The following is a 24,940-nucleotide window of genomic DNA, read 5'->3' as shown; positions in this document are numbered from 1 at the left end:
CGTGCCCGCCGCCCCGGCGCCGCGCGCCCAGGGCGCCGGCATCGGCACCGCCGCGCGGCCGCTGCGCGTCGGCGTCACCAGCGGCGTGCACGCCCAGGTGCTGGAGAAGGTGCGGGAGGTGGTGGGGCGCGACGGCCTCGCGCTGCGCATCATCGAATTCGGCGACTTCATCCAGCCCAACGCGGCGCTGGCGGCCGGGGAGCTGGACGCCAACACCTACCAGCACCTGCCCTTCCTCGAGGCGCAGCGGCAGCAGCGCGGCTACGACTTCGTGCCGGTGGGCCGCACCGTGCTGACGCTGCTCGCGGTCTTCTCGAAGAAGCACCGGTCGCTGGACGCGCTGCCGCAGGGCGCCCGCATCGCCATCCCGAACGACCCGACCAATGGCGGCCGCGCCCTGCTGCTGCTGGCCAAGGGCGGCATCATCGGGCTGCGGCCGGGCCTCGACTACCGTGCCTCGGTCGCCGACATCACCGCTAACCCGAAGCGCATCCGCATCGTGGAGCTGGACGCGGCGCAGATCGCCCGCAGCCTGGAGGACGTGGATGCCGGCGCCGTCACCGGCAACTACGCCGTGCCGGCCGGGCTGAACCCGCTGAAGGACGGGCTGATGACGGAAGGCGCGGACAGCGTCTACTCGGTGCTGGTGGTGGTCCGCCGGGCCGATGCCCAGGCGCCATGGGCGAAGGCGCTGGCCGCCGGCTATGCCAGCCCGGAGGTGAAGGCCTTCGTCGAAGGCAGCTTCGGCGGCGCCATCATCCCGACCGCCTGACCCGGCCCGCCGCGTCCCGGTCGCCGCCGGGACAGGCGGTTGCGCGGCTGCTGCATGGTTTTCGGGCAGCCGGCCGGCGGCGACTCCGCCGCGCGGCGCCGCCCCCGCTGGCACGCGCCTTGCTGACACTGGGGGCCATGAGCATCGCCCCCACCCCCCATGCGGACCGCGGCGGCCCGGCCCAGCCCCTGCTGCTGGTGCAGGACCTGCAGAAGCATTTCCCCATCCGCGGCGGCCTGTTCGGCGCCACGGTGGCGACGGTCCGCGCGGTGGACGGCGTGTCCTTCGCCGTCCGCAAGGGCGAGACGCTGGGCATCGTCGGCGAGAGCGGCTGCGGCAAGTCCACCACCGCCCGCCTGCTGATGCGCCTGCTGGAACCGGATTCCGGCAGCCTGGTCTTCGACGGCGAAGGCGTCGGGCAGAATGTCCAGACCGGCGGCATGTCCCTGAAGGAATACCGCCGCCAGGTGCAGATGGTGTTCCAGGACAGCTACGCGTCCCTGAACCCCCGCCTGCCGATCGAGGACAGCATCGCCTTCGCCCCGAAGGTGCATGGCGTGCCGGATGCCGAGGCGCGGGCGCGGGCGCGAGACATCCTGGCGGCGGTCGGCCTGGCGCCGCAGACCTTCGCCCGCCGCTACCCGCACGAGCTTTCCGGCGGCCAGCGGCAGCGGGTGAACATCGCCCGCGCCCTGGCCCTCCACCCGCGCCTGGTGCTGCTGGACGAGCCGGTCTCCGCCCTCGACAAGAGCGTCGAGGCGCAGGTGCTGAACCTGCTGGTGGACCTGAAGGAGAAATTCGGCCTCACCTACGTCTTCATCAGCCATGACCTGAACGTGGTGCAGTACATCAGCGACCGGGTGCTGGTGATGTACCTGGGAGAGGTGGTGGAGATGGGGCCGGTGGACGCCATCTACGACCGGCCTGCGCATCCCTACACCCAGGCGCTGCTGGCCAGCCGGCCGTCCATGGACCCGGCGAAGCGGCGGACCGAGCCGCCGCTGACCGGCGACCCGCCCAACCCGATCAACCCGCCCAGCGGCTGCCGCTTCCGCACCCGCTGCCCGATGGCCGAGGCGGTCTGCGCCGACCGCAGGCCGGCGATGGCGGAGATGGGCGGCGGCCATGTCGCCGCCTGCCACATGGCCATGCCCGGCAGCGGCCACAGCAAGGCGGGGAGGCTGGCGGCATGAGCGGCCGCATGGGCCTCCCGCGGGGAGCGGGCGAATGAGCGAAGTCCTGGAGCGTCCGAAGGTGAGCGAGAGCACCGCCGCGAATCCGCTGGTGAAGATGCGCGATGTCGGCGTGACCTTCGTCACCCGCGATCGCACCGTGCATGCGGTGAACGGCGTCGACATCGACCTGGCGGCCGGGGAGGTGCTGTGCATCCTCGGCGAATCCGGGTCCGGCAAGTCGGTGACCATGCGGGCGCTGATGCGGCTGCTGCCGCGCTTCGCCCGGGTCCGCGGCACGGTCGAGGTCGCCGGCCGCGACGTCATGGCGATGGACGAGGCGACGCTGCAGGATTTCCGCGGCGGCGACGTGGCCATGATCTTCCAGGAGCCGATGACCGCGCTGGACCCGGTCTTCACCATCGGCCGGCAGATCGCCGAGACCGTGCAGCGGCACGAAGGCGTCTCCCGCGCCGCCGGCATGGCGCGGGCGCTGGAATTGCTGGAACTGGTGCAGATCCCCTCGGCCAAGCGCCGCCTCGCCGCCTATCCGCACGAGTTGTCGGGCGGGCTGCGGCAGCGTGCCATGATCGCGGTGGCGCTGGCCTGCAAGCCGAAGCTGCTGCTGGCGGACGAGCCGACCACGGCGCTGGACGCCACGGTGCAGATCCAAGTGCTGCTGCTGCTGCGCAAGCTGCAGGAACAGCTTGGCATGGGCGTGATCTTCGTCACCCACGACCTGGGCGTGGCGGGGGAGATCGCCGACCGCGTGGCGGTGATGTATGCCGGCAAGGTGGTGGAGGAAGGGCCGGTCGGCGCCATGATGCGGGCGCCGCTGCACCCCTATCCGCGCGGGCTGCTGGGCGCCACGGTGCATCCCGGCATGCGCGGCCAGCGCCTGACCACCATCCCCGGCGCGCCGCCCAGCCTCGAGACCGCGCCGGTGTCCTGCCCCTTCATGCCCCGCTGCGCCGAGGCCGAGCCGGCCTGCGGCGAGGCGATGCCAGCCCCCCGCTCGCCCGAGCCGGGGCGGATGGCCCGCTGCATCAAGGTGCCCGCGACGCAGGCCTAGCGGCCATCGGCGAGGGCCTGCGGGCCAGCGGCGCCGGCCAAGGCGCCGAACCGCGCCCACCGCCTTCCGACGCCATCGGCGTCGCAGCACGACCCCCTCGGGCACACGCGGTGCGGCAGGCCCGGGCCGCAGATCCGGGTCTCCAGGGCCCGCCCGGCCGCCGGGGGCACCCAGGCACGACCGACGCCCGTCCTGAATGGCCGTCGGCATGATTCCCGCCCCGGCGCGCGGCTGATAGGCTGCCGGGGAACGGGAGGCCCGACCGCCGCCGGGTGCCCCCGGCCGCCGCCGGCGCGCCATGGCCTCCCCCATGAACCAGGGAGGCCACCATGCCCGAGACCGGCGCACGCGCCCGGCGCAACACCATCGGCGATGCGCTGCGGCGCGCCGGCGCCCGCTTCCGGGACCGCCCGGCGCTGCGCTTCGGCGACCGCGGCTGGGGCTTCGCGCAACTCGACTTGGCGGCCGACCGCGTCGCCCGCTGCCTGCTCGCGCAGGGGCTGAACCCGGGCGACCGGGTCGTCGCCTTCGGCAAGAATTCCGACGCCTATCTCCTGCTCTGGCTCGGCTGCGCCCGCGCCGGGCTGGTGCATGTGCCGGCCAATTTCGCCCTGACCGCGGCGGAGCTGGACTACATCCTGCGGCAGAGCGGCGCCGCCGCGCTCTTCGCCCAGGCGGGGCTGCGCGCCACCGCCGACCAGGCCGGCGGCGCCATCCTGCGCGGCAGCCTGGATGGCGGCGGGGGAGGCGGCGCGCCCGACATCCTCGCCGCGGCGCAGGACCCGCGCTGGGACGGCGCGGAGCCGCCGGGGGAGGGGGTGCGGGACGAGGATCTGGTGCAGCTGCAATACACCTCCGGCACCACCGGCATGCCGAAGGGCGCGATGATGACGCACCGCGCCATCCTTGCCGAATATGCCAGCGTGACGATCGAGCTGGAGATGCGCCGCGACGACCGCGCGCTGGCCGCCCTGCCGCTGTACCACACGGCGCAGATGCACTGCTTCACCATGCCGCAGCTGCTGGCCGGCGCCTTCACCCTGCTGGTCGAGGCGCCGCAGCCTGCCCTGGTGCTGGAGCTGATCGAGCGGGAGCGGATCACGTCCTTCTTCGCCCCGCCCACGGTCTGGATCACCCTGCTGCAGCACCCGGACTTCGCCCGGCGCGACCTGACCAGCCTGCGCAACATCTACTACGGCGCGTCCATCATGCCGGTGCCGGTGCTGCAGGAGCTGCGGCAGCGCCTGCCCGGGGCGCGGCCCTTCAACTGCTATGGCCAGAGCGAGATCGCGCCGCTCGCCACCGTGCTGCGGCCGGAGGAGCACGAGGCGCGCCCCGGCTCGGTCGGCCGCCCGGTGCTGAACGTGGAGACGCGCGTCGTGGACGCCGAGATGCGCGACGTCGCGCCGGGCGAGCGGGGCGAGGTGGTGCACCGCTCGCCGCAGCTCTGCCTCGGCTACTGGAACATGCCGGAGGAGACGGCCAAGGCCTTCGAGGGCGGCTGGTTCCACAGCGGCGACGTGGCGACCATCGATGCCGAGGGGTATCTGGCGATCGTCGACCGCACCAAGGACCTGATCAATACCGGCGGGGTGCTGGTGGCGAGCCGGGAAGTGGAGGAGGCGCTGTTCACCCACCCCGCCGTCGCCGAGGTGGCGGTGATCGCGGTGCCCGACCCGAAATGGATCGAGGCGGTGGCGGCGGTGGTGGTGCCGCGGCCGGAGGCGCCGGCCGACCTGGAGGCATCGCTGCTGGCGCATGCCCGCCAGCACCTGGCGCCCTACAAGGTGCCGAAGCGGATCATCCTGGCCGAGAGCCTGCCGAAGAACACCGCCGGCAAGCTGCTGAAGCGGGAATTGCGCCAGGCCTATGCCGGCACCGCCAGCGGCGCGCTCGGCGCCGGATAGGGCGGGCGGCGGAAAGCCGTGATCGGCCCGGGGCGCGGCTCCCGACCGGCAACACCGGGCTGCGGCAGGGCGGCATTCGGATCCGGCCGCAAGCTGCCGCAGGGCGGATCATGGCCGGGCGCGGAGACCGGCGGTCGAGGCCCCCATCCGTGACCCGGGCCGGCCCGCCGCCCGCCCGACCGGCACCCACCTGCTGCCGCGCGGACCCCGGTCGCCATGGCGCGACGGCTCGCCTCCCTGCGACGGCATTCCACCCGGTCCCTAGCTGGACGTCGGCATTGCGACACTGCAATCATGCATCGGTTGGATTGGAGGGGCGGAAATGCAACTTTTCTGGATTGGCCGGACCTGGCCGGCGGCGGCGGCGGCGACGCTGCTCGGCCTCGGCCTGGCGGCACCGGGGGTGGCCGGGGCGGCGGCCTTCCGCTTCGACTACACCGGCTTCATGGGCATCGACGAGGCGCTGAACAAGGCATCCGCCGCGCCGGCCCCCTTCACCGCGCTGACGCCCTTCACCATCCGGGCCTATTTCGACACCGCCTCGCCGAACCTGGCGCCGGCCTTCGGCGGCCCCTTCGATGGCTTCCGCGCCTATGCGCCGACCAGCGCGGTCATCACCATCGGCGGCCAGAGCTTCCGCATCGAGTCCGCCACGGCGAACCCGCTGGCCGGCGTGACGGTGGCGATCTTCGACAATGCCAGCTTCACGCCCGGCCGCTACGGCATCGGCATGATCGCCGATGTGGCGAATGACGGCGCCGGCTTCGTCGGCGATTTCGGCGGCGCCGCCCCGGGCTATACCGCCGGCGCGCTGCGCAGCACCGTGCTGACCGATTTCTTCGGCGTCGGCCATGGCTCCGGCGTCTGCCTCTCCGGCTCGCCGCCGGCCTGCCCGCATGCCGTCACGCCCTGGGTGCTGCGGGATGCGACGAACGCCGCCTGGAACCTGACCTTCGGCAACTACACGCGGGATGCGCCGCCGGTCGAAGCCGCCAGCCTCACCGCGGTGCCGGAACCGGCCAGCGCCGCGCTGCTCGGCCTCGGGCTGCTCGGCCTCGCCGGGATGCGCCGCCGCCGCTGAGCGCACCCCCGCCCGCGCCGGGATGGCGCTTGCCGGCGCGGGCGCTGGCGCAATCTCCCGTCGCCATGGCTCACGGCAACCGCTCTAGCCTTTTGATTCGACGAGCATCTTCACCCGATCGGGTCGTTCCACCTGATCGGGATCTGCTCTAAGGTCCGCGCCCTCTACGGGAGGATGCGAGACCGATGACGGGACCGGGCAAGCAGGAGCCGCGCCTCGGCGGCCATATCCTGGCCGATGCGCTGGTGGCGCAGGGCGTGACGCATGCCTTCTGCGTGCCGGGCGAGAGCTACCTGGACCTGCTGGACGGGCTCTATGCCCAGCGCAACCGCATCCAGCTGGTCACCTGCCGGTTCGAGGCGGGGGCGGTCCACATGGCCGAGGCCTATGGCAAGCTGACCGGCAAGCCGGGCGTCGCCCTCGTCACCCGCGGCCCCGGCGCCTGCCATGCCGCCATCGGCGTGCATGTCGCCTTCCAGGACAGCACGCCGCTGGTGCTGCTGGTCGGCCAGATCCCCTTCGAGGAGACGGACCGCGAGTCCTTCCAGGAGGTGGACTACCGCAAGATGTTCGCCCCCCTCGCCAAATGGGTGACGCAGATCGACGACGCGGCGCGCATCCCGGAACTGATGGCGCATGCCTTCGATGTCGCCACCAGCGGCCGGCCGGGCCCGGTGGTGGTGGCCATCTCGGAGGAGATGCAGAAGGAACTGGCGGTGGTGCCGGACCTGCCGCCGGCGCCGGTCTTCCCCGCCCATCCGGCGCCGCAGGCGCTGCCGCGGATGATGGAGATGCTGCGCGCGGCGCAGCGGCCGCTGGTGGTGCTGGGCGGCGGCGCCGGCTGGTCGGCGCAGGGCCGCGCCGATATCCGCGACTTCCTGCTGGCCAACGACCTGCCCGTCGCCGTGTCCTTCCGCCGCATGGGCCTGTTCGACGGCGCCAGCCCGAACTATGTCGGCGATCTCGGCGTCGGCGCCGACCCCGCGCTGGTGAAGGCGGCCAAGGCCAGCGACCTGTTCATCGCCATCGGCACCCGCATCGGCGAGACCGTCAGCCAGGGTTACACGCTGATGGACATGGCCGGCAGCAAGCCGGTGATCCATGTCTATCCCGACCAGGCGGAGATCGGCCGGGTCTATCGCCCGGCGCTCGGCATCACCGCCGACCTCAACGCCTTCGCCGCCGCCGCCAAGGCGCTGCCGCCGGTGGCGCGGCCCGCCTGGTCCGGCTGGCGCGCGGAGCTGCGCGCGGCGCGCGAGGCGCAGGCGAAGGCGCCGTCCTACGAGGGGCCGCTGAACCTGGCCGTCGCGCTGCAGGCACTGGAGAAGGTGCTGCCGCCCGACACCATCTTCACCACCGATGCCGGCAATTTCGCCACCTGGCCGCAGCGCTTCATGCAGGTCGGCGCCGCGCAGGATTTCCTCGGCCCGACCAACGGCGCCATGGGCTACTCCGTGCCGGCGGCGATCGGCGCCAAGGTGGTCTACCCCGAGCGCACCGTCGTCTCCTTCGTCGGCGACGGCGGCATGCTGATGACGGGGCAGGAGATCGCCACCGCCTTCCACCACAAGGTCAACCCGATCATCCTGGTGTTCAACAACGGCATGTACGGAACCATCCGCATGCACCAGGAGAAGACCTATCCCGGCCGCGTCTCGGCGACGCAGCTCACCAATCCCGATTTCGCCCGCTTCATCGAAAGCTTCGGCGGGCATGGCGAGATCGTCGAGGCGACGGACCAGCTCGTCCCCGCCTTCCAGCGTGCCGTCGCCAGCGGCCGGCCGGCGGTGATCGAGGTGCGGACCAACCCGGAGCAGGTGACGAACCGGGCGACCATCGCGCAGCTGCGCGAGCAGGCGGCGAAGGCGTAGCGGGTGGGGGGCCATCGGCCCCCCCACTCCCCGGCCCGGGTCACGGCAGCAGCATCAGGGCTTCCATGATCATGTGGGCGCAGAGATGCGCCGCCATGCCCTGCACGTCCTGCGGCGGGCTGACCGTGTTGAAATCCATCGCCACGATGTTCAGCCCGGTCAGCGTGCGCATCAGCGCGATGCCCTCCCGCGCCGTCAGCCCGCCCCAGGTCGGCGTGCAGACACCCGGCGCGACCGAGGGATCGAAGACATCCATGTCCCAGCAAAGATAGACCGGCCGGTCCGCCGCGGCGTCGCGGAACTCCGCCACCGCCTGGGCGAAGCCGCGCCGCAGCAGGTCCTCCGTCGTCACCACGCGGAAGCCGAGGGAGCCCGCCTGCGGCAGCACGCCGGCGACGGACGCGAAGCCGCGCACGCCCAGGTGCCAGGACAGGCCCGGCGCCAGCAGCCCTTCCTCCGCGGCATGGGTGAACTGCGTGGCGGCGTTGTAGGGCGCCTCGGGCGCGTAGGGATAGGCATCGGTGTGGCTGTCGACATGCAGCGCCACCAGCCCGGGATGCCGCTTCGCCGCGGCGCGCATCAGGGGCAGGGACACGCTGCCATCGCCGCCGATGCCGATGGGCACCGCGCCGGCATCCAGCACCGCGCCCGCCGCCGCCTCGATCAGCGGCAGCGCGTCCTCGATCCGCCCGGGCACCAGCGCGACATTGCCGCAATCCACCAGCCCCAGCCGCGCCGGGATGTCGCAATCGGCCAGCGAGGGATGGTGCCGTGGCACGAGGCGCGACTGCCGCCGCACCTCGGTCGGGCCCTGCCGCGCGCCCACGCGGAAGGGATGCGTGCCGCAATCGAAGGGGATGCCGAGGATGGCGGCGCGGCAGCCCGGCCCGGGCATGCCATGCGGCACGCCGGCGAAGCTCTCCGGCGCCTCGAACATCGCGGCGCTACCGCCCGACGGCATAGCCCTGCATGCCGCGCGGATTGGCGCCCGCGAAGATCTGCCCGTCCGCTTCCAGCCGCGCGCCGGTCAGCCTTCCCTCGCTCCAGTCCCCGCCCATCTCCGCGGCATGGCCGCGCTTCTGGAGGTCGGCGAGGACCTCCGGCGCGAACCGGCCCTCGATCACCACCTTGCCGGGGCGGGCGCCGCGCGGCCAGAAGCTGCTGATCCAGTGCTCCGAATGGAAGCTCGGCAGGTCGATCGCCTGCTGGATGTTGAAGCGGTGATCCACCATGCGCATCAGCATGATGGGCTGCCACTGGTCCTGCTGCTCGCCGCCCGGCGTGCCGAAGCTCATCCAGGGCTTGCCGTCCCGCAGCACCATGCTGGGGGACAGCGTGGTGCGCGGCCGCTTGCCCGGCTGCAGGCCGTTCGGCAGCGTCTCGTCCAGCCAGAACATCTGGCAGCGGCTGCCGAGGCAGAAGCCGAGGCCGGGAATGGCGGGCGAGGATTGCAGCCAGCCGGCCGAGGGCGTGGCCGAGACCATGTTGCCCCAGCGATCGATGATGTCGATGTGGCAGGTATCGCCGCCGGCGGCGCCGAGGCGCGAGACCGTCGGCTCCCCGGTGCCGGCCGCCGCCGCCATCTCCTGCGCCCGGCGCAGCGCGGCCGCGTAGTCGGTGCGCGGGCTGCGGCCCTCGGGCGAGCCCGGCCGCCAGTCATTGTTCGCCTGCGCGCCGATCAGCCTGCGGCGTTCCGCCGTGTAGGCGGGCGACAGCAGCGCCGCCATCGGCACATCCGTGAAATCCGGGTCGCCGTAGAAGGCCTCCCGGTCGGCATAGGCGAGCTTCATCGCCTCCACCACCGTGTGGACGAACCCGGCGCCCACGGGGTCCATCGCCCCGATGTCGAAGCCTTCCAGCAGCGCCAGCGTCTGCAGCATGGTCGGGCCTTGGCTCCAGGGGCCGCATTTCAGGACGGTGTGGCCGCGATAGTCATGCGCCAGCGGCGCCTCCACCGTGGCGCGCCAGCCGGCCATGTCGTCGGCGGTCAGCAGCGCGCGGTGGCGCCGGCCAGAGGTGTCGAGCGCCTCGAATTCCCGGCCGAAGCGGTCGATCGCCTCGGCGACGAAGCCCTGGTACCAGGCGCGGCGCGCCGCCTCGATCTGCGCCTCCCGGTCGCCGCCTACCGCCTCGGCCTCGCGCACCACCCGGGCATAGGTCTCGGCCAGCTCGGGGTTGGTGTAGAGCGCGCCCGGCTTCGGCCCGCCATCGCGCAGCCAGAGCGCGGCGCTGGTCGGCCAGGCCGTCTCGAACAGCGGCCGCACCGTCTCCAGCGTCGCACAGACCCGCGGCACCACATGCGCGCCGCGCGCCGCATAGCCGATGGCGTAGTCCAGCACGTCGCGCACCGACCAGGTGCCGTGGTCGCGCAGCATCAGCATCCAGGCATCGAAGGCGCCGGGGATCGGCGCGCAGAGGAAGCCGGTGCCGGGCACGATATCGAGCCCGAGCGACTGCATCCTCGCCACCGTCATCGCGCGCGGCGCCGGCCCCTGGCCGCAGATCACCTGCTGCGCGCCGAGCGTCGCGCTGTGCAGGATGATGGGGCAGTCGCCGCCCGGGCCGTTCAGGTGCGGCTCCACGATCTGCAAGGTGAAGCCGGCCGCCACCGCCGCGTCGAAAGCGTTGCCGCCGCGTTCCAGCACCGCCATCCCGACCTGCGAGGCGATCCAGTGGGTGGTGGCGACGGCGCCGAAGGTGCCGGCGATCTCCGGGCGGGTGGTGAACATCGGCGGACCTGTCTCCTGCACGGCTTGCGCATGGCGATAGGGACAGGCAGAGGCATCGCGGTCAATGGGATGACGGCGATGCTGGTCGGGGTGGTCGGCCCTTCGGGCGCGGGAAAGGATACGCTGCTGGCCGGCGCCCGCGCCGCCCTGGCCGCCGAGCCCCGCATCCGCTGGGTCCGGCGCGTCATCACCCGCCCGGCCGAGGCCGGCGGCGAGGACCACGAGGCGCTGGACCCCGCCGCCTTCGCCGCCCGCCGCGAGGCCGGTGGCTTCGCCCTGTGGTGGGAGGCGCATGGCCTGCTCTACGGCATCCCGCGCGCGATCGAGGCGGACCTGCGCGCCGGCCGTGTGGTGGTTGCCAACCTCTCGCGCGGCGTGCTGGCGGAGGCGGCGGCGCGCTACCCGCTGCTGGTGCTGGAGGTGACAGTGCCGCCGGCACTGCGGGCGGCGCGCCTGGCCCGGCGCGGGCGAGAGGATGCGGCCGACATCGCCGCCCGCCTGGCGCGGGAGGCGCCGCTGCCGCCCGGGCTGCGCGTGCACACCGTGGTGAATGACGGAACGGTGGAGGCCGGCGTGGCCTGCGTCGCGGCGGTGCTGCGCGGCCTGCTCAGCCCCGCAGGCTGAGCCGTTCCGCGATCAGGAAGGACGCGCCCGGCGCCGCCTGGGTGAACAGGCTGATGGCCGTGACGCGCCGTGGCCGCGCCGGCGCATCGCCGAGAAAATCCGTCACCGCCGGCAGCACCACCGCCTTCTCCGCCGGCGTCAGGCGCCGCGTCAGCGTCACGTGGAAGCGCCATTCCTCGAAGACATAGGGGTAGCCCCAGCGTGCCAGCAGCGCGTCCTGCCGCGGGGTCAGCCCGGACCGGCGGCGGCGGGCGAGCTCGGCCTCGGCGGCCGGGGCGCGGCAGGCATCCAGCGCCTCTACGCAGGCATCGGCCAGCCGGCGCAGCCCGGGGCAGGGCGACGATTCGCGCAGCGCCAGAAAGCCGTCCAGGTCCTGCACCGCCAGCGGCGGCAGGTCGAAGGGGGCGAGGCGGGCGGCCAGCGCCTCGGCCGCCGCCAGCGCCTCCGCCCAGGAGACGGCAAGGCGGAAGGGCGGCTTCAAGGTTGCGTGCAGCCCGTAGCCGCGCGCATCGGCGGTCAGCGCGGCGATGTCGAGCCCGGGCAGCGGGGGCTGCGGCAGTGCCGCCCCGGTCTCCGCATCCCGCCCCAGCCAGGCGGAGCCGTAGGCGTGCAGCGGGTCGTCGGGCTCGGGCGCCCAGTAGAGCGCCAGCCGTGCCCCGGGCTGCGGCGCGCCGATCACGACCGCGTCTCCCGCGCGCCCATCACGAGTCCTCCCCCCGCGCGCTCTTCACGAGTCTTCCCCCGCGCGCTCTTCACGCGACCCGCTCGCCGGCACGCCAGACCTGGCGGACGAAGGGCATGTCGCCCAGGCTGGCGATGCGCGCCAAGTCGGCGCGCAGCCCGGCCGCGATGCGGCCGCGATCCGGCAGGCGCACCATGCGCGCCGGCACGTCGGTGACCATCGCCACCGCCTGCGGCAAGGTCACGTGGCCGGCGGCCGCGGCACGCCAGGCGGCCTCCACCAGCGCGGCGGGGACATAGTCGCTGGCCAGCGCATCCACCGCGCCTTCCCGCACCAGGTCCGCCACCGCGACATTGCCGGAATGGCTGCCGCCGCGGACGATGTTCGGCGCGCCGCCGATCACCTGCACGCCGAGCGGCCGGGCGGCGACCGCCGCCTCCATCGTCACCGGGAATTCGCTGATGAGGATGCCGTCGGCCGCATTCGCCGCGACTTGGCCGGCATCCTCGTCGTCATGGCTGGCGAGCGGGATGCCGAGCGGGACGTAGCGCGCCAGCACCTCCCGCCGCTGCGGCTCCCGCAGCCGGGCGCGCTGGTCCAGCAATTCGCCGATCCGCGTCTCAACCTCGGCCACCTGCAGGTTCTTCTGCCGCATGCGCATGTCCTTGTACCGCTCGATGTCGCGGTACTGGCCGACGCCGGGGGAATGATCCATCAGGCTGACCATGCGCACCAGCGGGTTGCCGGCCGCGAGGTCGAGCGCCGGCATCAGGTCCGGCGCCGGCAATTCGCAGCGCAGGTGCAGGAAATGCTCGGCCTTGAACAGCCCGTCCGGCGCCAGGGCGGTGATGTCGCGCAGCCCGTCGCGGCAGGTCTGGCCGCGGCCCGGATCGAAGCCCAGGTCGCCGAGGCAGAGCGCGTCCAGCACCGTCGTCACGCCGGCGGCGGCGCATTGCGCATCATGCGCCAGCAGGGCGGACCGGCCGGGCCAGCGGGCATTGGCGCGCGGCATCACCTGGCGTTCCAGGTTGTCCGTGTGCACGTCGACGACGCCGGGGATGAGATGGTCGCCGCCGAGATCGAGCGCGCCCGGCAGGTGGCTCCGGCCCGGCTGCACCTCGGCGATCGTGCCGCCGCGGATCACCACGGTGCCCGCAACGACCTCGTCGCGCAGCACCAGCCGCGCCTGGGTGAGGATGATCTCCGTCATGCCGCGGCGGGCGCCTCGGCGCCGGGGGCAGGGCTGGCATCGGGCATGGGCGCGACCTCGAACAGGCGGTCGGCGACCTGGTCGCGGACCTCGGTGTCATGGAAGATGCCGATGATGGCGGCGCCGCGCGCCTTCGCCTCGGCGATCAGGCCGATGACGACGGCGCGGTTGCCGGCATCCAGGCTGGCGGTCGGTTCGTCCAGCAGCAGCACCGGGTAGTGCGGCGCGAAGCCGCGCGCCAGGTTCACCCGCTGCTGCTCCCCGCCCGAGAAGGTGGCGGGCGGCAGCCCGTGCAGCCGCGCCGGCAGGTTCAGCCGCGCCAGCAGCGCGGCGGCGCGGGCCCGCGCCGCCTCCCGCGGCACGCCGCGCGCCAGCAGCGGCTCGGCGACGATGTCGAGCGTCGGGACGCGCGGGATGACGCGCAGGAACTGGCTGACATAGCCCAGCGTGTCGCGCCGGATCTCCCGCACCAGCCGCGGCTCGGCGGCCGCCAGGTCCACCGCCTCGCCGCCATGGCGCAGCAGGATGCGGCCGCTGCCGGCGCCGTAATTACCGTAGAGGCAGCGCATCAGCGTGGACTTGCCGGCGCCGGAGGGCCCGGCCAGCGCCACGCATTCGCCCGGCGCCACCGCCAGGCCCACATCCCGCAGCACGGGGATGTGGCTGCCGCCCTGCAGGTGCAGGGTGAAGGCCTTCCCCAGGCCTTCCGTCCGGAGTGACCAGGTCATGCCGCCAGCACCGATGCGACGAGAAGCTGCGTGTATTCGTGCTGCGGGTCGTCCAGCACGCGGTCGGTCAGGCCCTGCTCCACCACCTGGCCGCGGCGCATAACCAGCAGGCGGTGCGCCAGCAGCCGTGCCGCGGCGATGTCATGCGTGACCAGCAGCACGGCAAGGCCGAGATCGGCGACCAGCGCCCGGATCAGGTCCAGCAGCCGGGCCTGCACCGAGACATCGAGGCCCCCCGTGGGTTCGTCCATGAAGACCAGCCGCGGATGCGTCACCAGGGTGCGGGCGATCTGCAGCCGCTGCTGCATCCCGCCGGAGAAGGTGCGCGGCAGCGCATCCATGCGGGCGGGGTCGATCTCGACCCGCTGCAGCCACTCCGCCGCCGCCTGCCGGATGCCGCCATAGTGCCGCGCGCCGGTCGCCATCAGCCGCTCCCCGATATTGCCGCCCGCCGAGACGCCGAGGCGCAGCCCGTCGCGCGGGTTCTGGTGCACGAAGCCCCAGTCGGTGCGGTGCAGACGGCGCAGCGCCGCATCCCCCATCGCCTGCACCGGATGCGTGGCGCCGGCCGGGTCGCGGTACAGCACCTCGCCCGCCTCCGGCCGGACCAGGCCGGACAGCACGCGCAGCAGCGTGGTCTTGCCGCTGCCGGATTCGCCGACGATGGCGACGACTTCGCCCGGCCAGATCGACAGCGCCACGTCGTCCAGCGCCGGCACCGCGCCGAAGCTGAGGCGCAGGCCGCTGGCCTCGAGCAGCGGCGCGCTCATTCCGCCGCCTCCCGCGCCGAACCCTGTGTCCCCTGGCGCGTCGTGCAGTAGTCGGTGTCGGAGCAGACGAACATCCGGCCGCCGCGGTCGTCGGTCACCACCTCGTCCAGGTAGCTCTCCCGGCTGCCGCAGAGCTCGCAGGCGGCATCGGCGCGGATGGGCACGAACGGGTGGTCCTCGAAATCCAGGCTGCGCACCTCGGTATAGGGCGGCACGGCGTAGATCCGCTTCTCCCGCCCGGCGCCGAACAATTGCAGCGCCGCCATCCGGTGCATCTTCGGATTGTCGAAGGCGGGGATCGGGGAGGGCGACATCAGGTAGCGGCCATTCACCATCACCGGATAGTTGTAGGAGGTGGCGATGTGGCCGGTGCGGGCGATGTCCTCGTAGAGCTTCACATGCATCAGGCTGTAGTCGGCCAGGGCGTGCAGGCGCTTCGTCTCGGCGACGCGGGGTTCCAGGCGGAACAGCGGCTCCGGCATCGGCACCTGGTAGACCAGCACCTGCCCCTCGCGCAGCGGCGTCTCCGGGATGCGGTGGCGGGTCTGCACGATCGTGGCGTCCGCCGTGCGCTCGGTGGTCCCGACGCCCGCGACGCGGGCGAAGAAGCGGCGGATGGAGACGGCGTTGGTGGTGTCGTCGGCGCCCTGGTCGATGACCTTCAGCCGGTCGCCCGGGCCGATGATGCTGGCCGTCACCTGGATGCCGCCGGTGCCCCAGCCATAGGGCAGCGGCATCTCGCGGCTGCCGAAGGGCACCTGATGGCCGGGGATCGCCACCGCCTTCAGCAGCGCGCGGCGGATCATCCGCTTGGTGTTCTCGTCGAGATAGCCGAAATTGTAGCCGGTGACGGTTTCGACGGCCGCTTCACGGCTGCGGTTCTCGGCGCCGGGGGCCATCATTCCGCGGCCTCCCGCAGCGCGGTGGCGCGTAGCTGGCGGATCTTCTCCAGCTCGCTCTGGAAATCGACGTAGTGCGGCAGCTTCAGGTGCTCGACGAAGCCGGTCGCTTCCACATTGTCGCAATGATACAGCACGAATTCCTCGCTCTGCGCCGGTGCCTCGGCCTCCTCGCCCAGCTCGCGCGCCCGCAGGGACCGGTCGACCAGCGCCATGGCCATCGCCTTGCGCTCGCCATGGCCGAAGACCAGGCCGTAGCCGCGGGTGAACTGCGCCGGCTCGGTCTTCGATCCGGCGAACTGGTTCACCATCTGGCATTCGGTGACGGTGATCTCGCCGATCGCAATGGGGAATCCCAGCTCGGGCGGGACGATCTCCACCGCCACCTCGCCCATGCGGATCTCCCCGACGAAGGGATGCGCATTGCCGTAGCCGCGCTGGGTCGAGTAGCCGAGCGCCAGCAGGAAGCCCTCGTCCCCGCGCGCCAGCGCCTGCAGCCGCAGGGGGCGGTCGGCGGGGAAGGACAGGGGCTGGCGCGTCAGGTCGGGCGGCTCGGCGTCGCCCGGCGGCTCCGGCTGCATCAGCCCTTCCTGGGCCAGGATGCCGGTGACGCGCGGCATGGTCGCGGCTTCGGCCGGGGCCTCGGGCGCCGGCGCCGGCGCCTCCCCTTCGGCGGCCAGGGCGAAATCCAGCAGCCGGTGCGTGTAGTCGAAGGTCGGGCCCAGCACCTGCCCGCCCGGCAGATCCTTGTAGGTGGCGCTGATCCGGCGGCGGATCCGCATCGCGCCGGTCTCCAGCGGCAGGGACGCGCCGAAGCGGGGCAGGGTGGTGCGATAGGCGCGCAGCAGGAAGGCGGCCTCGATCAGGTCGCCGCGCGCCTGCTTGATCGCCAGCGCCGCCAGGCCGCGGTCATGGCAGGCGCCCTCCGCCATCACCCGGTCCACCGCCAGGCCAAGCTGTTCCTCGACCTGCGCGACCGAAAGCTCGGGCAAGGCGGGGTCGCCGCGGCGCGCCTCGGCCAGCCAGGCATGCGCGGCCTCGATCGCCCGCTCGCCGCCCTTCACCGCCACATACATCAGCCGATCTCCAGCGCGGTGGTGCGCGGCAGCGCCGCCAGGCGGTCGCCGGCGCAGAGGATGACGTCGACGCCGCAGGGGAAGCCGGCGCGGTTGGCCGCCCATTGCGCCGGGAAGTCCGGCGGCATTCCCTCGACCAGCAGCCGGTGCTCGCGCTCGATCCCCGGGCCGGTCAGCCGCCAGCCCGCGCCCGGCTCCAGCGCCTTCACCTGCAGGATCAGCGTGGCAGAGCGGTGCGGCTCCTCCTCCGTCCCCTGCGCCAGCGCAGCGAGGCGCGGTGGCGCGCCGCAGGCCAGGACGAAGCCGGCCTGGGCGGGCGAAGCCGCCAGCGGGCAGCCGGCATGGAAGCGCAGCCAGGCCTCCGCCCCCGCGCCGGCATCCAGCCAGGCCGGCGTGTCGGCATCCGCCAGGGTGAGCAGCACCGCGGCGGCGGCGGCCGCAAGCGGCGCCGGCGGCTCGGGCGGCGCGGCCACCCGATGCACGCGGCCGGGGCGCGCCATCGCCTCCAGCACCGCGCGGAAGCAGGCCTGGGCGTCCAGGACCGGGTCGGCGAAGCCGGCGCGCATCATCGCATGTTCGCCATGGTGAAGAACTGCACCCGCGTCGCCGCCGCCTTCGCCGCCACGCGCGCCGCGGCCGCGGCCTGCGCCGCCGCCAGCGGCTCGATCACCGCCGCCAGCAGCGCATCCCGCCGCGTCGGGTCCTGCAGCGCCGCGTCCAGCATCGCCGCCAGTTCCGCCTGCCGGGCGTCGCGGCCGGCGACATAGGCATGGCCCACCGTCCCGTCCTCCAGCCGCACGGAGCAGCGCGTCACCGTCATCTCGCCGAGGTTGAAGGGCGCGCCGTCGCCGCCCTGGCGGCCGCGGGCCATCACCAGCCCGGTCTCCGGCCCGCGCAGCCGGCGATGCGGCGGCAGGGGCGGCACCTGGTCCAGCCGCGCCGCGATCTCCGCCGCGCCGGCCCTGGCCAGCACCCCCATCCAGCGCCGTCGCGCCGCCTCGTCCGGATCCGGGCCCGCCGGGGTGCTGCCCGGGGCCGGGCCTGCCATCGCTGCCGGGCCTGCCATTGCTTCGGTCATAGGGGCTTCTAAAGGTCTAGACATCCCAATGTCCAGGCGGATAACTAGGTGTGGTTGTGGCATGCGCGGGGACACAGATGGGTGAAGCTTCCGTGACGGCCGGCGATCTCCCCGGGCCGCTCAGCCGCGGCCAGGGGATCGCGCTCTGGCGGCAGATCGCCGGCAGCCTGGAGGCGGAGATCACCGCCGGCCGCCTGACCGCCGGCGCCCGCCTGCCGACCGAGGCGGACTTGTCCGCCCGCTTCGCCGTCAACCGCCACACCGTCCGCCGGGCGATGGAGGAGCTGGAGACGCGCGGCCTGGTGCGGATCGAGCAGGGGCGGGGCAGCTTCGTCGCCGAGGACGTGCTGGACTACCCGCTCGGCCCCCGCACCCGCTTCTCCGAGGTGATCCGCCGGCAGAACCGGGAGCCGCAGGGCCGCATCCTGCGGCTGGAGGAAGTGGATGCCGAGGGCCAGGTGGCCGAGGCGCTGAAGCTGCGCCGCGGCCGGCCGGTGGTGCTGGCCGAGCGGCTGGGCCTGGCCGATGGCCGCCCGGTGGTGATCGGCGCGCACTGGTTCTCCGCCGCGCGCTTCCCCGACATGCTGCGCCTGCTGGCGGAGAACCCGTCCATCACCCGCGCCCTCGTCGCCTCCGGCGTGCCGGACTACCGCCGCCACTCCACCCGCATCACCGCGCGCATGCCCTCCGCCGAGGAGGCGGCGCTGCTGGAGCAGTCGCGCAGCCGGCCGGTGCTGGTGACGGAAGCCTTGAATGTCGATCCGGCGGGCCAGCCGGTCGAGCTGAGCATCGCCTGCTATGCCGCGGGCCGCATGCAGATCCTGGTGGAAAGCTGAGCATGGACGCGACGGAATGGCGGATCACCGGCGGCAGCGCGCTGCTCGACGGCGCGCTGCGCGGGGCGGAGGTGGCGCTGGCCGGCGGGCAGGTGGCCGCGGCGGCGCCAGGTTCCTCCATGCGGGGCGGCCGGGTGCTGGATGCGCGCGGGCTGCTGGTGCTGCCGGGCCTGGTCGACATCCATGGCGATGCGCATGAGCGCGGGCTGCAGCCGCGGCCGGGCATCGGCTTCCCGCCCGCCATGGCGGTGCGCGACACCGCGGCGCAACTGCTGGCCAGCGGCATCACCACCGCCTATCTCGGCGTGACCCTGTCCTGGGAGCCGGGGCTGCGGTCGCTGGAGGCCTGGCGGGCGCTGCTGGCGGCGCTGGATGCGGTGCGGCCCGGCCTGGCGCCCGACCTGCGCGTGCACCTGCGGTTCGAGGCCGACAACCTGGATGCGCTGGACGATGCGCTGTCCGGCATCGCCGCCGGCCGCGTGCACCTGCTGGGCTTCAACGACCACACGCCGGCGATCCTCCGCAAGCTCGGCAACGACAAGGAGATGGCGAAATATGCCGGCCGCGCCGGCCTCTCCCCCGCCGAATTCCGCGCGCTGGCAGAGCGGGTGGCGGCACGGCGCGGGGAGGTGCCGGCGGCGCGCGCGCGGCTGGCCGCGGCGGCGCGGACGGCCGGCATCCCGATGCTGAGCCATGACGACGCGACGCTGGAGGACCGGGCGCATTACCGCGCGCATGGCGCCGGCATCTGCGAATTCCCGATGGCCGAGGCGGTGGCGGCGGATGCCCGCGCGCATGGCGAGGCGGTGGTGATGGGCGCGCCCAACGTGGTGCGCGGCGGCAGCCATCTGGGCTGGGCGAGCGCGGCGCCGCTGGCGGAGCGCGGCCTGGTGACGGTGCTGGCCAGCGACTATCACTGGCCGGCGCTGCTGGCGGCGCCCTTCGCCATGGCGCGGCGCGGCACGCTGGATGTGGCGGCGGCCTGGGCGCTGGTCTCGGCCAACCCAGCGGCCGCGGCCGGGCTGACGGATCGCGGCGTGCTGGCGCCGGGGCTGCGCGGCGACGTGGTGGTGGTGGACCCGGCGACGGAGGCTGTGGTGGCGGTGTTCTGCGCCGGCCGGCTGGCGCATCTGACGACGGAGGGTGCGGCGCGGCTGGCCTGACCGGCGGCGCCTTCGGCTTCGACACAGTCGAAGGCGACGATTGCCCTCGGCCATGCGGCTGGAGCCCGATCAAGGACGCAGCCGCGCGTCGTGCGGACAGCACGCCTTCGGCGTGACGTGCGGACGGGCGAAGCCCGAACCTTCACAGGACTCCAGCCGCATGGCGTTCGCGTCTGGTCGCCCGACGGGGTCGAGCGCCCGGGGCAGGGCGCTGCCCTTCGGGCCCGCCGCTACTCCGCCGCCAGCCGCTCCGCCTGCTCCACCGCCGGCCGCACCCACACCGCCGTGTCGTGGAACACCGCGCCGCCCTTGGGCGGGCCGCGGTCGTCGCTGACCAGCAGGTTGATGCCGATCCCGCCGGCGAAATCCGGGTTCGGCCAGATGCTCTCGACGATGACCACGCCTTCCTGCTGGCCCTCGGCCAGCTTCGCCGTCACCACCACCTCGCCCTGCGCATTGCCCAGACGCACCCGGCCCCCCTCCTCGATGCCCAGGCGCGCCGCGTCGCGCGGGTGGATCAGCGCGGTCGGCCGCCCCTCCCGCTTCCGGCTGCCCGGCGTCTCGGTGAAGGTGGTGTTGAGGAATTGCCGGGCCGGCGCCGTCACCATGCGGAAGGGATGGTCCTCGCTGGCCGCGTCGATCGCCGGCATGTGGTCCGGCAGGCGCGGCATCACGGCGTGGTCTTCGCCGATCGCCGCCCAGTCCGGCGCGAAGCGGAATTTCCCGTCGGCATGGCCGAAGCCGGTCTCGAAATGCGCGGTGGCGAAATCGGTCGCCGCGTCGTGCCAGCGATTGGCGGCGATGTCGTCCCAGCCCGGCCAGCCGGAGGCCCGCAGGGTCCAGTCGGCGATCTCCCGTGCCGTCATCCCGAAGCCGCGGTGCTGCGCGCCCAGCCGTGTCGCCAGGCCCTGCAGCACCTCGTGGTTCGACCGGCATTCGCCCGGCGGCTCGACCAGCTTCGGGCCGAGCTGGATATGGGTGTGGCCGCCGGCCTGGTAGAGGTCGTCGTGCTCGACGAACATCGTCGCCGGCAGCACGATGTCGGCGTAGCGCGCGGTATCGGTCATGAACTGCTCGTGCACCACCGTGAACAGGTCGTCGCGGAGGAAGCCGCGGCGCACCTTCTCGCTGGCCGGCGCCACCACCGCCGGGTTGGTGCTCTGGATCAGCAGCGCGGTCACCGGCGGGCCCGCGCCCAGGTCGCGCCGGTCGCCGGTCAGCACCGCGCCGATGCGGCTCTGGTCCAGGGTGCGGATGGACGGGTCGCGGACATCCAGCCCCTCGATCAGCGTCTTGTCCCAGTGGTAGATCGTGCGGTTGTTCCAGAAGGCGCCGCCGCCCAGGTGGCGCCACTTGCCGGTCACGGTCGGCAGGCAGGTGACCGCGTGCAGCGACGCCGCGCCGTTGCGGCTGCGGGAGAAGCCGTAGCCGCAGCGGATATAGGCCCGCTCCGTCTCGCCATACAGTTTTGCGAAGGCCTCGATCTGCGCGACCGGGAGGCCGGTGATGCCGCTGGCCCAGTCCGGACCGCGCGCCGCGAGATGCGCCTCCAGGTCCGGCGGCGCGTCCGACATCCGCGCGATGTAGTCGCGGTCGGCATGGCCGTCGCGGAAGGCGATGTGCATCACCGCGCAGGCCAGCGCGCCGTCGGTGCCCGGGCGCAGCGCCAGGTGCAGGTCGGCCGCGGCGGCGGTGCCGGTCCGGTAGGGGTCCACCACCACGAATTTCGCCCCGCGCGATTTCCGCGCGCGGGTGACATGGGTCATGACATTGACCTGCGTCGCCACCGGGTTGCCGCCCCACATGACGATCAGGTCGGCCTCCGCCATCTCCCGCGGGTCGGGCCCGCCGAAGCGGCCGACGCCGGCCTGCCAGCCGCTCTCGCACAGCGCGGTGCAGATGGTGTTCTGCTGGCCGGAATAGCGCATGGCATGGCGCAGGCGGTGGATGCCGTCGCGCTGCACCAGGCCCATGGTGCCGGCATAGTAGTAGGGCCAGACGGTCTCCGACCCATGCTTCGCCGTGCGCTCCGCGAAGCCGGCGGCGACGCGGTCCAGCGCCTCCTCCCAGCCGATCTCGCGGAACTGGCCGCTGCCCTTGGGGCCGGTGCGCAGCAGGGGCTTCAGCAGGCGGTCGGGATGATGCACGCGCTCGGCATAGCGGGCGACCTTGGCGCAGATGACGCCGGCGGTGTAGCTGTTCGCCTCGGCGCCGCGGACGGTGCCGATGCCGCGCGCCACGCCATCGGCGTCGCGCCGCACCTCCACCTCCAGCGCGCAGGTGCTGGGGCAGTCATGCGGGCAGACGCTGCCCTTGAACTCGCCATCCGCCATCGCCGCCCGTCCCCGCTGCCGAGAGCCGGAAGATAGGCGAGGGGGCGGCGCGGTTCTACCGCCCCTCCGGCCCGGTCCAGGCGAAGCGCCGCAGGTCGAGCGCGCAGAGGCCCGTCACCCCCCAGGCCCTGGCATAGGCCGCGACCGCCGCCGGGTAGCCGGGATCCTCCGGGATGCCGCCCGGCCAGTGCGGCGGGTTGAAGGTGGAGATGCCGTTGATCGTCGGGATGTGCCGCAAGGCGGCGACCAGCATCGCCTCGGTATTGTGGTTGTAGGGGTCGGCGACGGCCTCGCCGAAGCGGCTCTCGGTCCGCGCGGCGGAGACCCAGAAGGCCCGGCAGCCGGCCGGCGGCGGCGGCACCGCGGCAAGCCGGCCAGCCTCCAGCGGCCGGTCGAGGAAGAGCGGGGCGTAGGAATTCCCCTGCTCCAGCAGCAGCAGCCCCGCCAGGGCGAGGAGGACCGGCCGCGGCCAGCGGCGGGAGGCCAGGAAGGCCATGGCCAGGACGATGACCGCGAGCGTCAGGAAGATCTGGTAGCGCGCCACCACCCGCGGCGCCTTGGCCCCGGGCACGTACTGATAGACCAGCGACCAGAGCGTGGCGCCGCCCACCTGCACCGTCAGCGCCCAGGTCAGCAGGGTGGCGAGGCCGAGGGCGCGCAGCAGCGCGTGTTGCGCCGGCGGCAGGGCAGGGCGGCGCGCCAGCCAGGCCAGCGCCGCCACCCAGCCTGCCAGCAGCAGCGGCGGCAATCCGGTCATCCGCTCGGACCAGGCGGGGAAGCCGGGGCGGACCGCATCGTTCAGCGCCCGCACCAGCCAGCCCCAGAGCCAATTCTCCTGCCCGACATTCACCAGGTCCGGCCATTCCGGCGCGTTGCGCAGGACGTCGGGCCAGGGATGCATGCCGGTCTCGGCCGCCTTCGGCAGGTAGAGCAGCAGGAAGGGCAGGTTCGCCAGCGCGGCGAGGCCCAGCAGCAGGGCAAGCCCCCACCACTGCGCCCGCAGCGCCCGCCACAGCGCGCCGCGCGCCGCGGCGCCCGCCACCAGCAGCCAGCAGGGCAGCAGCGCCGCGGCCAGGAAGGCGCTGTACCAGGCCATGTAGAAGCCGGTCAGCAGCATGGCGGCGAACCACAGGGCGAAGCCGGCGCCCCAGGCCAGCAGCGCCGCCCGCCGCCCGTCCAGCAGCGCCCGCAGCGCGCCATGCCCCAGCAGCGCTAGCACCGGCACGAAGGACACGCTGAACAGCTGCACATGGCTGCCGCGGATGAAGAGGTTGTTGCTGATGGTGAAGAGCGCCGCCCCCAGCAGCGCCCAGCCGAAGGGCAGGCCCAGCAGCCGCCGCCCCAGCGCCAGGGTGGCGGCGAAGCCGATGCCGCGCGTGGCGACATTCACCAGCTCGCCCGAGAGGAAGGGGTCGAGCCCCGCCGCCCGGAAGCCGGCATGGATCAGGCCGAAAAGCAGGTAGCCGTCATTGTAGCCGAGCGTCGCCGGCACCGGGTGGAAATAGCCGGTACGGTCCCAGGCCTCGAGCCCGCGCAGCCAGTTCCACCAGTGCTCGAGGATCGACAGGGCGATGACGCCGTCATGCCGGTCGCCGAGCAGCAGGGTGAAGCCGTTGCCGAGCTGGAAGCGGAAGAAGAAGCCGAGGCAGAGGGCGCCGCAGAGCGCGGCGAGGGGCAGGCGGAAGCGGGGCGAATCGGTGCGCGGCATGCTGGGTCCCGGGCGGCGGCGCCGAGGGAAGCGGCGCGGCGGCGCGGTGCTGCGGCGGAAATGGGGTGGGAAGATGGCCGGGCCGCTGCCACCGGCCGGGATCCCGCCGGACCGGCGCGATGCGCGCAGTCCCGGTCGCGCCGGGCCGGTGGCCGCCGCCGCCACGGCCCGGCCGCGCCTTCCGGCCCGCGCCCGAAGCGGGGACGCACGGGTGGCTGCCCGCGTTCCCCGCAACCCATGGCTGCAGATGGGGATATGCGCCACCGCCCTGCGGGCCGTGACGACCGGTTCCGCTACCCTGGGCGTTGCATGGCGGAGAGATTGTCGGGTGGATCGGGCCCCGGCGGCACCGGTGCGGGTCCGACGCGTTGGGGGGCGTCCCGCCGTTAGCCTGAGAGTTCGATGCCCGACAACCTGCCGCCCTTGCCCCCCAGCCTGCCGCAAACCTGCGCCACCTGCCGCTACTGGGGCCGCCTGGGGGATGGCGGAGGACCCTGCCGGGAATGCCAGGAGCCCGAGAACCAGCAGATCCATGGCCCGCATCACCGGCGGGAATTTTGGGACCGCTGCGGCCGGTGGCGGCGGCGGTGACGGCGCCGGCGCAGCGACCCGCCGCCGGCAGGGGGATGCGGCCTGCGGCGAGGCCGGGCCGCGCCGGCCGATGGCCATCGCCCCGCCCGGGAGCGTGACGGCCACCCGCCGCGCATGGCGCGGCGCGGCAGGTCCCTGGAACCACGGCCTGGCATCCCGGACCGAAGGGCGCCGCCACGCGCGGCGCGCTTCGCCGGCGGGGCACGGCAGAGCAGCGAGAGCGGGCGCGACGGCCGGGATGCGGCTCTTCGCCCCGCCATGGATCCCCTGGCGCGGCTTGCATGTCCGGATGGACCCGCAAGCGGCGCCGCATTCGATGCGGCGCCCAGGCGCGGCAGGCCGGCGCCCGGCAGCAGGGCCGTGGCTGGCTCCGTCACGGCCGGCGGCGTCGGGGCGGCCACGATGAGGGTGAAGCTGTCGGCCGAGTCCGCGGGAAGGGGCGCCGCATTCGACTGGATTGCGCCGACCGTGCCGAACCCCGTGGCGCGCTGCAGTGCGGCCCCGTCCAGCCTCCCCGGGCCGGACCGACCACATCGCCGTCCACCTCCGTGGAGGTGACGGTGCGGGCCGCCTGCGCGGGCCGCGCCGCCTGCGGGAAGGCCGGGCGCGCGGCCCAGGCCGGGCGCCGCGCCTTGCCG

Annotated in this window: 21 protein-coding genes; 9 read left to right on the top strand and 12 right to left on the bottom strand. The window is 73.7% G+C overall.

All coding sequences use genetic code 11. The features are described from left to right. Position 1: 1 nt before the first annotated feature. From E2C05_RS15630 to E2C05_RS15605, 6 genes are all read left to right on the top strand, one after another. Positions 2–772, top strand: a complete 771-nt coding sequence (locus tag E2C05_RS15630) for a MetQ/NlpA family ABC transporter substrate-binding protein (protein ID WP_133220577.1) — start codon at positions 2–4, stop codon at positions 770–772. A gap of 137 nt (positions 773–909) precedes the next feature. Beyond that, positions 910–1,965: an ABC transporter ATP-binding protein gene (locus E2C05_RS15625; protein ID WP_133220576.1), complete on the top strand. Its 1,056-nt coding sequence runs from the start codon at positions 910–912 to the stop codon at positions 1,963–1,965. Positions 1,966–1,999: 34 nt separating this feature from the next. Continuing rightward, entirely contained in the window at positions 2,000–3,016 is a 1,017-nt protein-coding gene (locus tag E2C05_RS15620; RefSeq protein ID WP_133220575.1) for an ABC transporter ATP-binding protein, read from the top strand. A 329-nt stretch (positions 3,017–3,345) separates the two neighbouring features. Further along, a complete protein-coding gene (locus E2C05_RS15615; protein ID WP_133220574.1) occupies positions 3,346–4,923 on the top strand; it encodes a fatty acyl-CoA synthetase in 1,578 nt (525 codons plus the stop codon). Positions 4,924–5,245: 322 nt separating this feature from the next. Beyond that, positions 5,246–6,004 (top strand): PEP-CTERM sorting domain-containing protein, encoded by a 759-nt coding sequence (locus tag E2C05_RS34195; protein WP_200305173.1) that lies wholly within the window; start codon positions 5,246–5,248, stop codon positions 6,002–6,004. 185 nt (positions 6,005–6,189) lie between these two features. Next, positions 6,190–7,875 (top strand): thiamine pyrophosphate-dependent enzyme, encoded by a 1,686-nt coding sequence (locus E2C05_RS15605; protein ID WP_133220573.1) that lies wholly within the window; start codon positions 6,190–6,192, stop codon positions 7,873–7,875. A 40-nt stretch (positions 7,876–7,915) separates the two neighbouring features. Here E2C05_RS15605 and E2C05_RS15600 read toward each other — a convergent pair whose 3' ends face one another. Together E2C05_RS15600 and E2C05_RS15595 are read right to left on the bottom strand one after the other, a co-directional pair. Continuing rightward, on the bottom strand, positions 7,916–8,812 hold the full coding sequence (locus E2C05_RS15600; protein WP_133220572.1) for an arginase family protein: 897 nt from the start codon (positions 8,810–8,812) through the stop codon (positions 7,916–7,918). A gap of 7 nt (positions 8,813–8,819) precedes the next feature. Further along, positions 8,820–10,604 carry a gamma-glutamyltransferase family protein gene (locus E2C05_RS15595; protein WP_133220571.1) on the bottom strand — a complete coding sequence of 595 codons (1,785 nt, stop codon included), beginning with the start codon at positions 10,602–10,604 and terminating at the stop codon, positions 8,820–8,822. 78 nt (positions 10,605–10,682) lie between these two features. Between E2C05_RS15595 and phnN the strand changes: the two genes are divergently transcribed. Then, positions 10,683–11,228: a phosphonate metabolism protein/1,5-bisphosphokinase (PRPP-forming) PhnN gene (phnN, locus tag E2C05_RS15590; RefSeq protein WP_338045146.1), complete on the top strand. Its 546-nt coding sequence runs from the start codon at positions 10,683–10,685 to the stop codon at positions 11,226–11,228. On the opposite strand, the gene E2C05_RS15585 is transcribed toward phnN, so the two are convergent. The 8 genes from E2C05_RS15585 to phnG form a co-directional block, all read right to left on the bottom strand. Next, positions 11,212–11,907 carry a DUF1045 domain-containing protein gene (locus E2C05_RS15585; RefSeq protein WP_240046755.1) on the bottom strand — a complete coding sequence of 232 codons (696 nt, stop codon included), beginning with the start codon at positions 11,905–11,907 and terminating at the stop codon, positions 11,212–11,214. The two genes, phnN and E2C05_RS15585, sit on opposite strands and share 17 nt — an antisense overlap. Before the next feature lie 73 nt (positions 11,908–11,980). Continuing rightward, complete coding sequence (locus tag E2C05_RS15580) at positions 11,981–13,120, bottom strand: alpha-D-ribose 1-methylphosphonate 5-triphosphate diphosphatase (protein WP_133220569.1); 1,140 nt, start codon at positions 13,118–13,120, stop codon at positions 11,981–11,983. Continuing rightward, a complete protein-coding gene (phnL, locus tag E2C05_RS15575; RefSeq protein ID WP_133220568.1) occupies positions 13,117–13,848 on the bottom strand; it encodes a phosphonate C-P lyase system protein PhnL in 732 nt (243 codons plus the stop codon). Before phnL ends, E2C05_RS15580 begins: the two co-directional genes overlap by 4 nt. Beyond that, a complete protein-coding gene (phnK, locus tag E2C05_RS15570) occupies positions 13,845–14,618 on the bottom strand; it encodes a phosphonate C-P lyase system protein PhnK (protein WP_133220567.1) in 774 nt (257 codons plus the stop codon). The genes phnL and phnK overlap by 4 nt, the downstream gene beginning before the upstream one ends. Next, positions 14,615–15,520 carry an alpha-D-ribose 1-methylphosphonate 5-phosphate C-P-lyase PhnJ gene (locus E2C05_RS15565; RefSeq protein WP_133220566.1) on the bottom strand — a complete coding sequence of 302 codons (906 nt, stop codon included), beginning with the start codon at positions 15,518–15,520 and terminating at the stop codon, positions 14,615–14,617. The genes phnK and E2C05_RS15565 overlap by 4 nt, the downstream gene beginning before the upstream one ends. Next, on the bottom strand, positions 15,517–16,593 hold the full coding sequence (locus tag E2C05_RS15560; RefSeq protein WP_133220565.1) for a carbon-phosphorus lyase complex subunit PhnI: 1,077 nt from the start codon (positions 16,591–16,593) through the stop codon (positions 15,517–15,519). The genes E2C05_RS15565 and E2C05_RS15560 overlap by 4 nt, the downstream gene beginning before the upstream one ends. Continuing rightward, entirely contained in the window at positions 16,593–17,159 is a 567-nt protein-coding gene (gene phnH / locus E2C05_RS15555; protein WP_240046754.1) for a phosphonate C-P lyase system protein PhnH, read from the bottom strand. The genes E2C05_RS15560 and phnH overlap by 1 nt, the downstream gene beginning before the upstream one ends. Beyond that, positions 17,159–17,641, bottom strand: a complete 483-nt coding sequence (phnG, locus tag E2C05_RS15550) for a phosphonate C-P lyase system protein PhnG (RefSeq protein WP_133220563.1) — start codon at positions 17,639–17,641, stop codon at positions 17,159–17,161. Before phnG ends, phnH begins: the two co-directional genes overlap by 1 nt. Positions 17,642–17,748: 107 nt before the next feature. On the opposite strand from phnG, the gene phnF reads away from it, so the two are divergent. Both phnF and E2C05_RS15540 read left to right on the top strand, forming a co-directional pair. After that, the gene (gene phnF, locus E2C05_RS15545; RefSeq protein ID WP_133220562.1) at positions 17,749–18,507 is read left to right on the top strand and encodes a phosphonate metabolism transcriptional regulator PhnF; all 759 of its coding nucleotides are present in this window, start codon (positions 17,749–17,751) and stop codon (positions 18,505–18,507) included. A 2-nt stretch (positions 18,508–18,509) separates the two neighbouring features. Continuing rightward, entirely contained in the window at positions 18,510–19,670 is a 1,161-nt protein-coding gene (locus E2C05_RS15540; RefSeq protein WP_133220561.1) for an alpha-D-ribose 1-methylphosphonate 5-triphosphate diphosphatase, read from the top strand. 230 nt (positions 19,671–19,900) lie between these two features. Here E2C05_RS15540 and E2C05_RS15535 read toward each other — a convergent pair whose 3' ends face one another. Together E2C05_RS15535 and E2C05_RS15530 are read right to left on the bottom strand one after the other, a co-directional pair. Next, a complete protein-coding gene (locus E2C05_RS15535; RefSeq protein ID WP_133220560.1) occupies positions 19,901–22,003 on the bottom strand; it encodes a molybdopterin-containing oxidoreductase family protein in 2,103 nt (700 codons plus the stop codon). 55 nt (positions 22,004–22,058) lie between these two features. Further along, positions 22,059–23,711 (bottom strand): hypothetical protein, encoded by a 1,653-nt coding sequence (locus E2C05_RS15530; protein ID WP_133220559.1) that lies wholly within the window; start codon positions 23,709–23,711, stop codon positions 22,059–22,061. Between the last annotated feature and the right edge of the window lie 1,229 nt (positions 23,712–24,940).

The organism is Paracraurococcus ruber (assembly GCF_004353985.1).
Taxonomy (GTDB): Bacteria; Pseudomonadota; Alphaproteobacteria; order Acetobacterales; family Acetobacteraceae; genus Paracraurococcus; species Paracraurococcus ruber.
The sequence above is the reverse complement of the archived record's forward strand: the minus strand, read 5'-3'. Positions and strand labels throughout refer to the sequence as shown.

Excerpts from the sequence above, each read along its gene's own strand:
- E2C05_RS15625 (WP_133220576.1), top strand. The coding sequence starts at position 910 with ATGAGCATCGCCCCCACCCCCCATGCGGACCGCGGCGGCCCGGCCCAG.
- E2C05_RS15620 (WP_133220575.1), top strand. The coding sequence starts at position 2,000 with ATGAGCGAAGTCCTGGAGCGTCCGAAGGTGAGCGAGAGCACCGCCGCG.
- E2C05_RS15615 (WP_133220574.1), top strand. The coding sequence starts at position 3,346 with ATGCCCGAGACCGGCGCACGCGCCCGGCGCAACACCATCGGCGATGCG.
- E2C05_RS34195 (WP_200305173.1), top strand. The coding sequence starts at position 5,246 with ATGCAACTTTTCTGGATTGGCCGGACCTGGCCGGCGGCGGCGGCGGCG.
- E2C05_RS15605 (WP_133220573.1), top strand. The coding sequence starts at position 6,190 with ATGACGGGACCGGGCAAGCAGGAGCCGCGCCTCGGCGGCCATATCCTG.
- E2C05_RS15600 (WP_133220572.1), bottom strand. The coding sequence starts at position 8,812 with ATGTTCGAGGCGCCGGAGAGCTTCGCCGGCGTGCCGCATGGCATGCCC.
- E2C05_RS15595 (WP_133220571.1), bottom strand. The coding sequence starts at position 10,604 with ATGTTCACCACCCGCCCGGAGATCGCCGGCACCTTCGGCGCCGTCGCC.
- phnN (WP_338045146.1), top strand. The coding sequence starts at position 10,683 with ATGCTGGTCGGGGTGGTCGGCCCTTCGGGCGCGGGAAAGGATACGCTG.
- E2C05_RS15580 (WP_133220569.1), bottom strand. The coding sequence starts at position 13,120 with ATGACGGAGATCATCCTCACCCAGGCGCGGCTGGTGCTGCGCGACGAG.
- phnL (WP_133220568.1), bottom strand. The coding sequence starts at position 13,848 with ATGACCTGGTCACTCCGGACGGAAGGCCTGGGGAAGGCCTTCACCCTG.
- phnK (WP_133220567.1), bottom strand. The coding sequence starts at position 14,618 with ATGAGCGCGCCGCTGCTCGAGGCCAGCGGCCTGCGCCTCAGCTTCGGC.
- E2C05_RS15565 (WP_133220566.1), bottom strand. The coding sequence starts at position 15,520 with ATGATGGCCCCCGGCGCCGAGAACCGCAGCCGTGAAGCGGCCGTCGAA.
- E2C05_RS15560 (WP_133220565.1), bottom strand. The coding sequence starts at position 16,593 with ATGTATGTGGCGGTGAAGGGCGGCGAGCGGGCGATCGAGGCCGCGCAT.
- phnH (WP_240046754.1), bottom strand. The coding sequence starts at position 17,159 with ATGCGCGCCGGCTTCGCCGACCCGGTCCTGGACGCCCAGGCCTGCTTC.
- phnG (WP_133220563.1), bottom strand. The coding sequence starts at position 17,641 with ATGGCAGGCCCGGCCCCGGGCAGCACCCCGGCGGGCCCGGATCCGGAC.
- phnF (WP_133220562.1), top strand. The coding sequence starts at position 17,749 with ATGGGTGAAGCTTCCGTGACGGCCGGCGATCTCCCCGGGCCGCTCAGC.
- E2C05_RS15540 (WP_133220561.1), top strand. The coding sequence starts at position 18,510 with ATGGACGCGACGGAATGGCGGATCACCGGCGGCAGCGCGCTGCTCGAC.
- E2C05_RS15535 (WP_133220560.1), bottom strand. The coding sequence starts at position 22,003 with ATGGCGGATGGCGAGTTCAAGGGCAGCGTCTGCCCGCATGACTGCCCC.
- E2C05_RS15530 (WP_133220559.1), bottom strand. The coding sequence starts at position 23,711 with ATGCCGCGCACCGATTCGCCCCGCTTCCGCCTGCCCCTCGCCGCGCTC.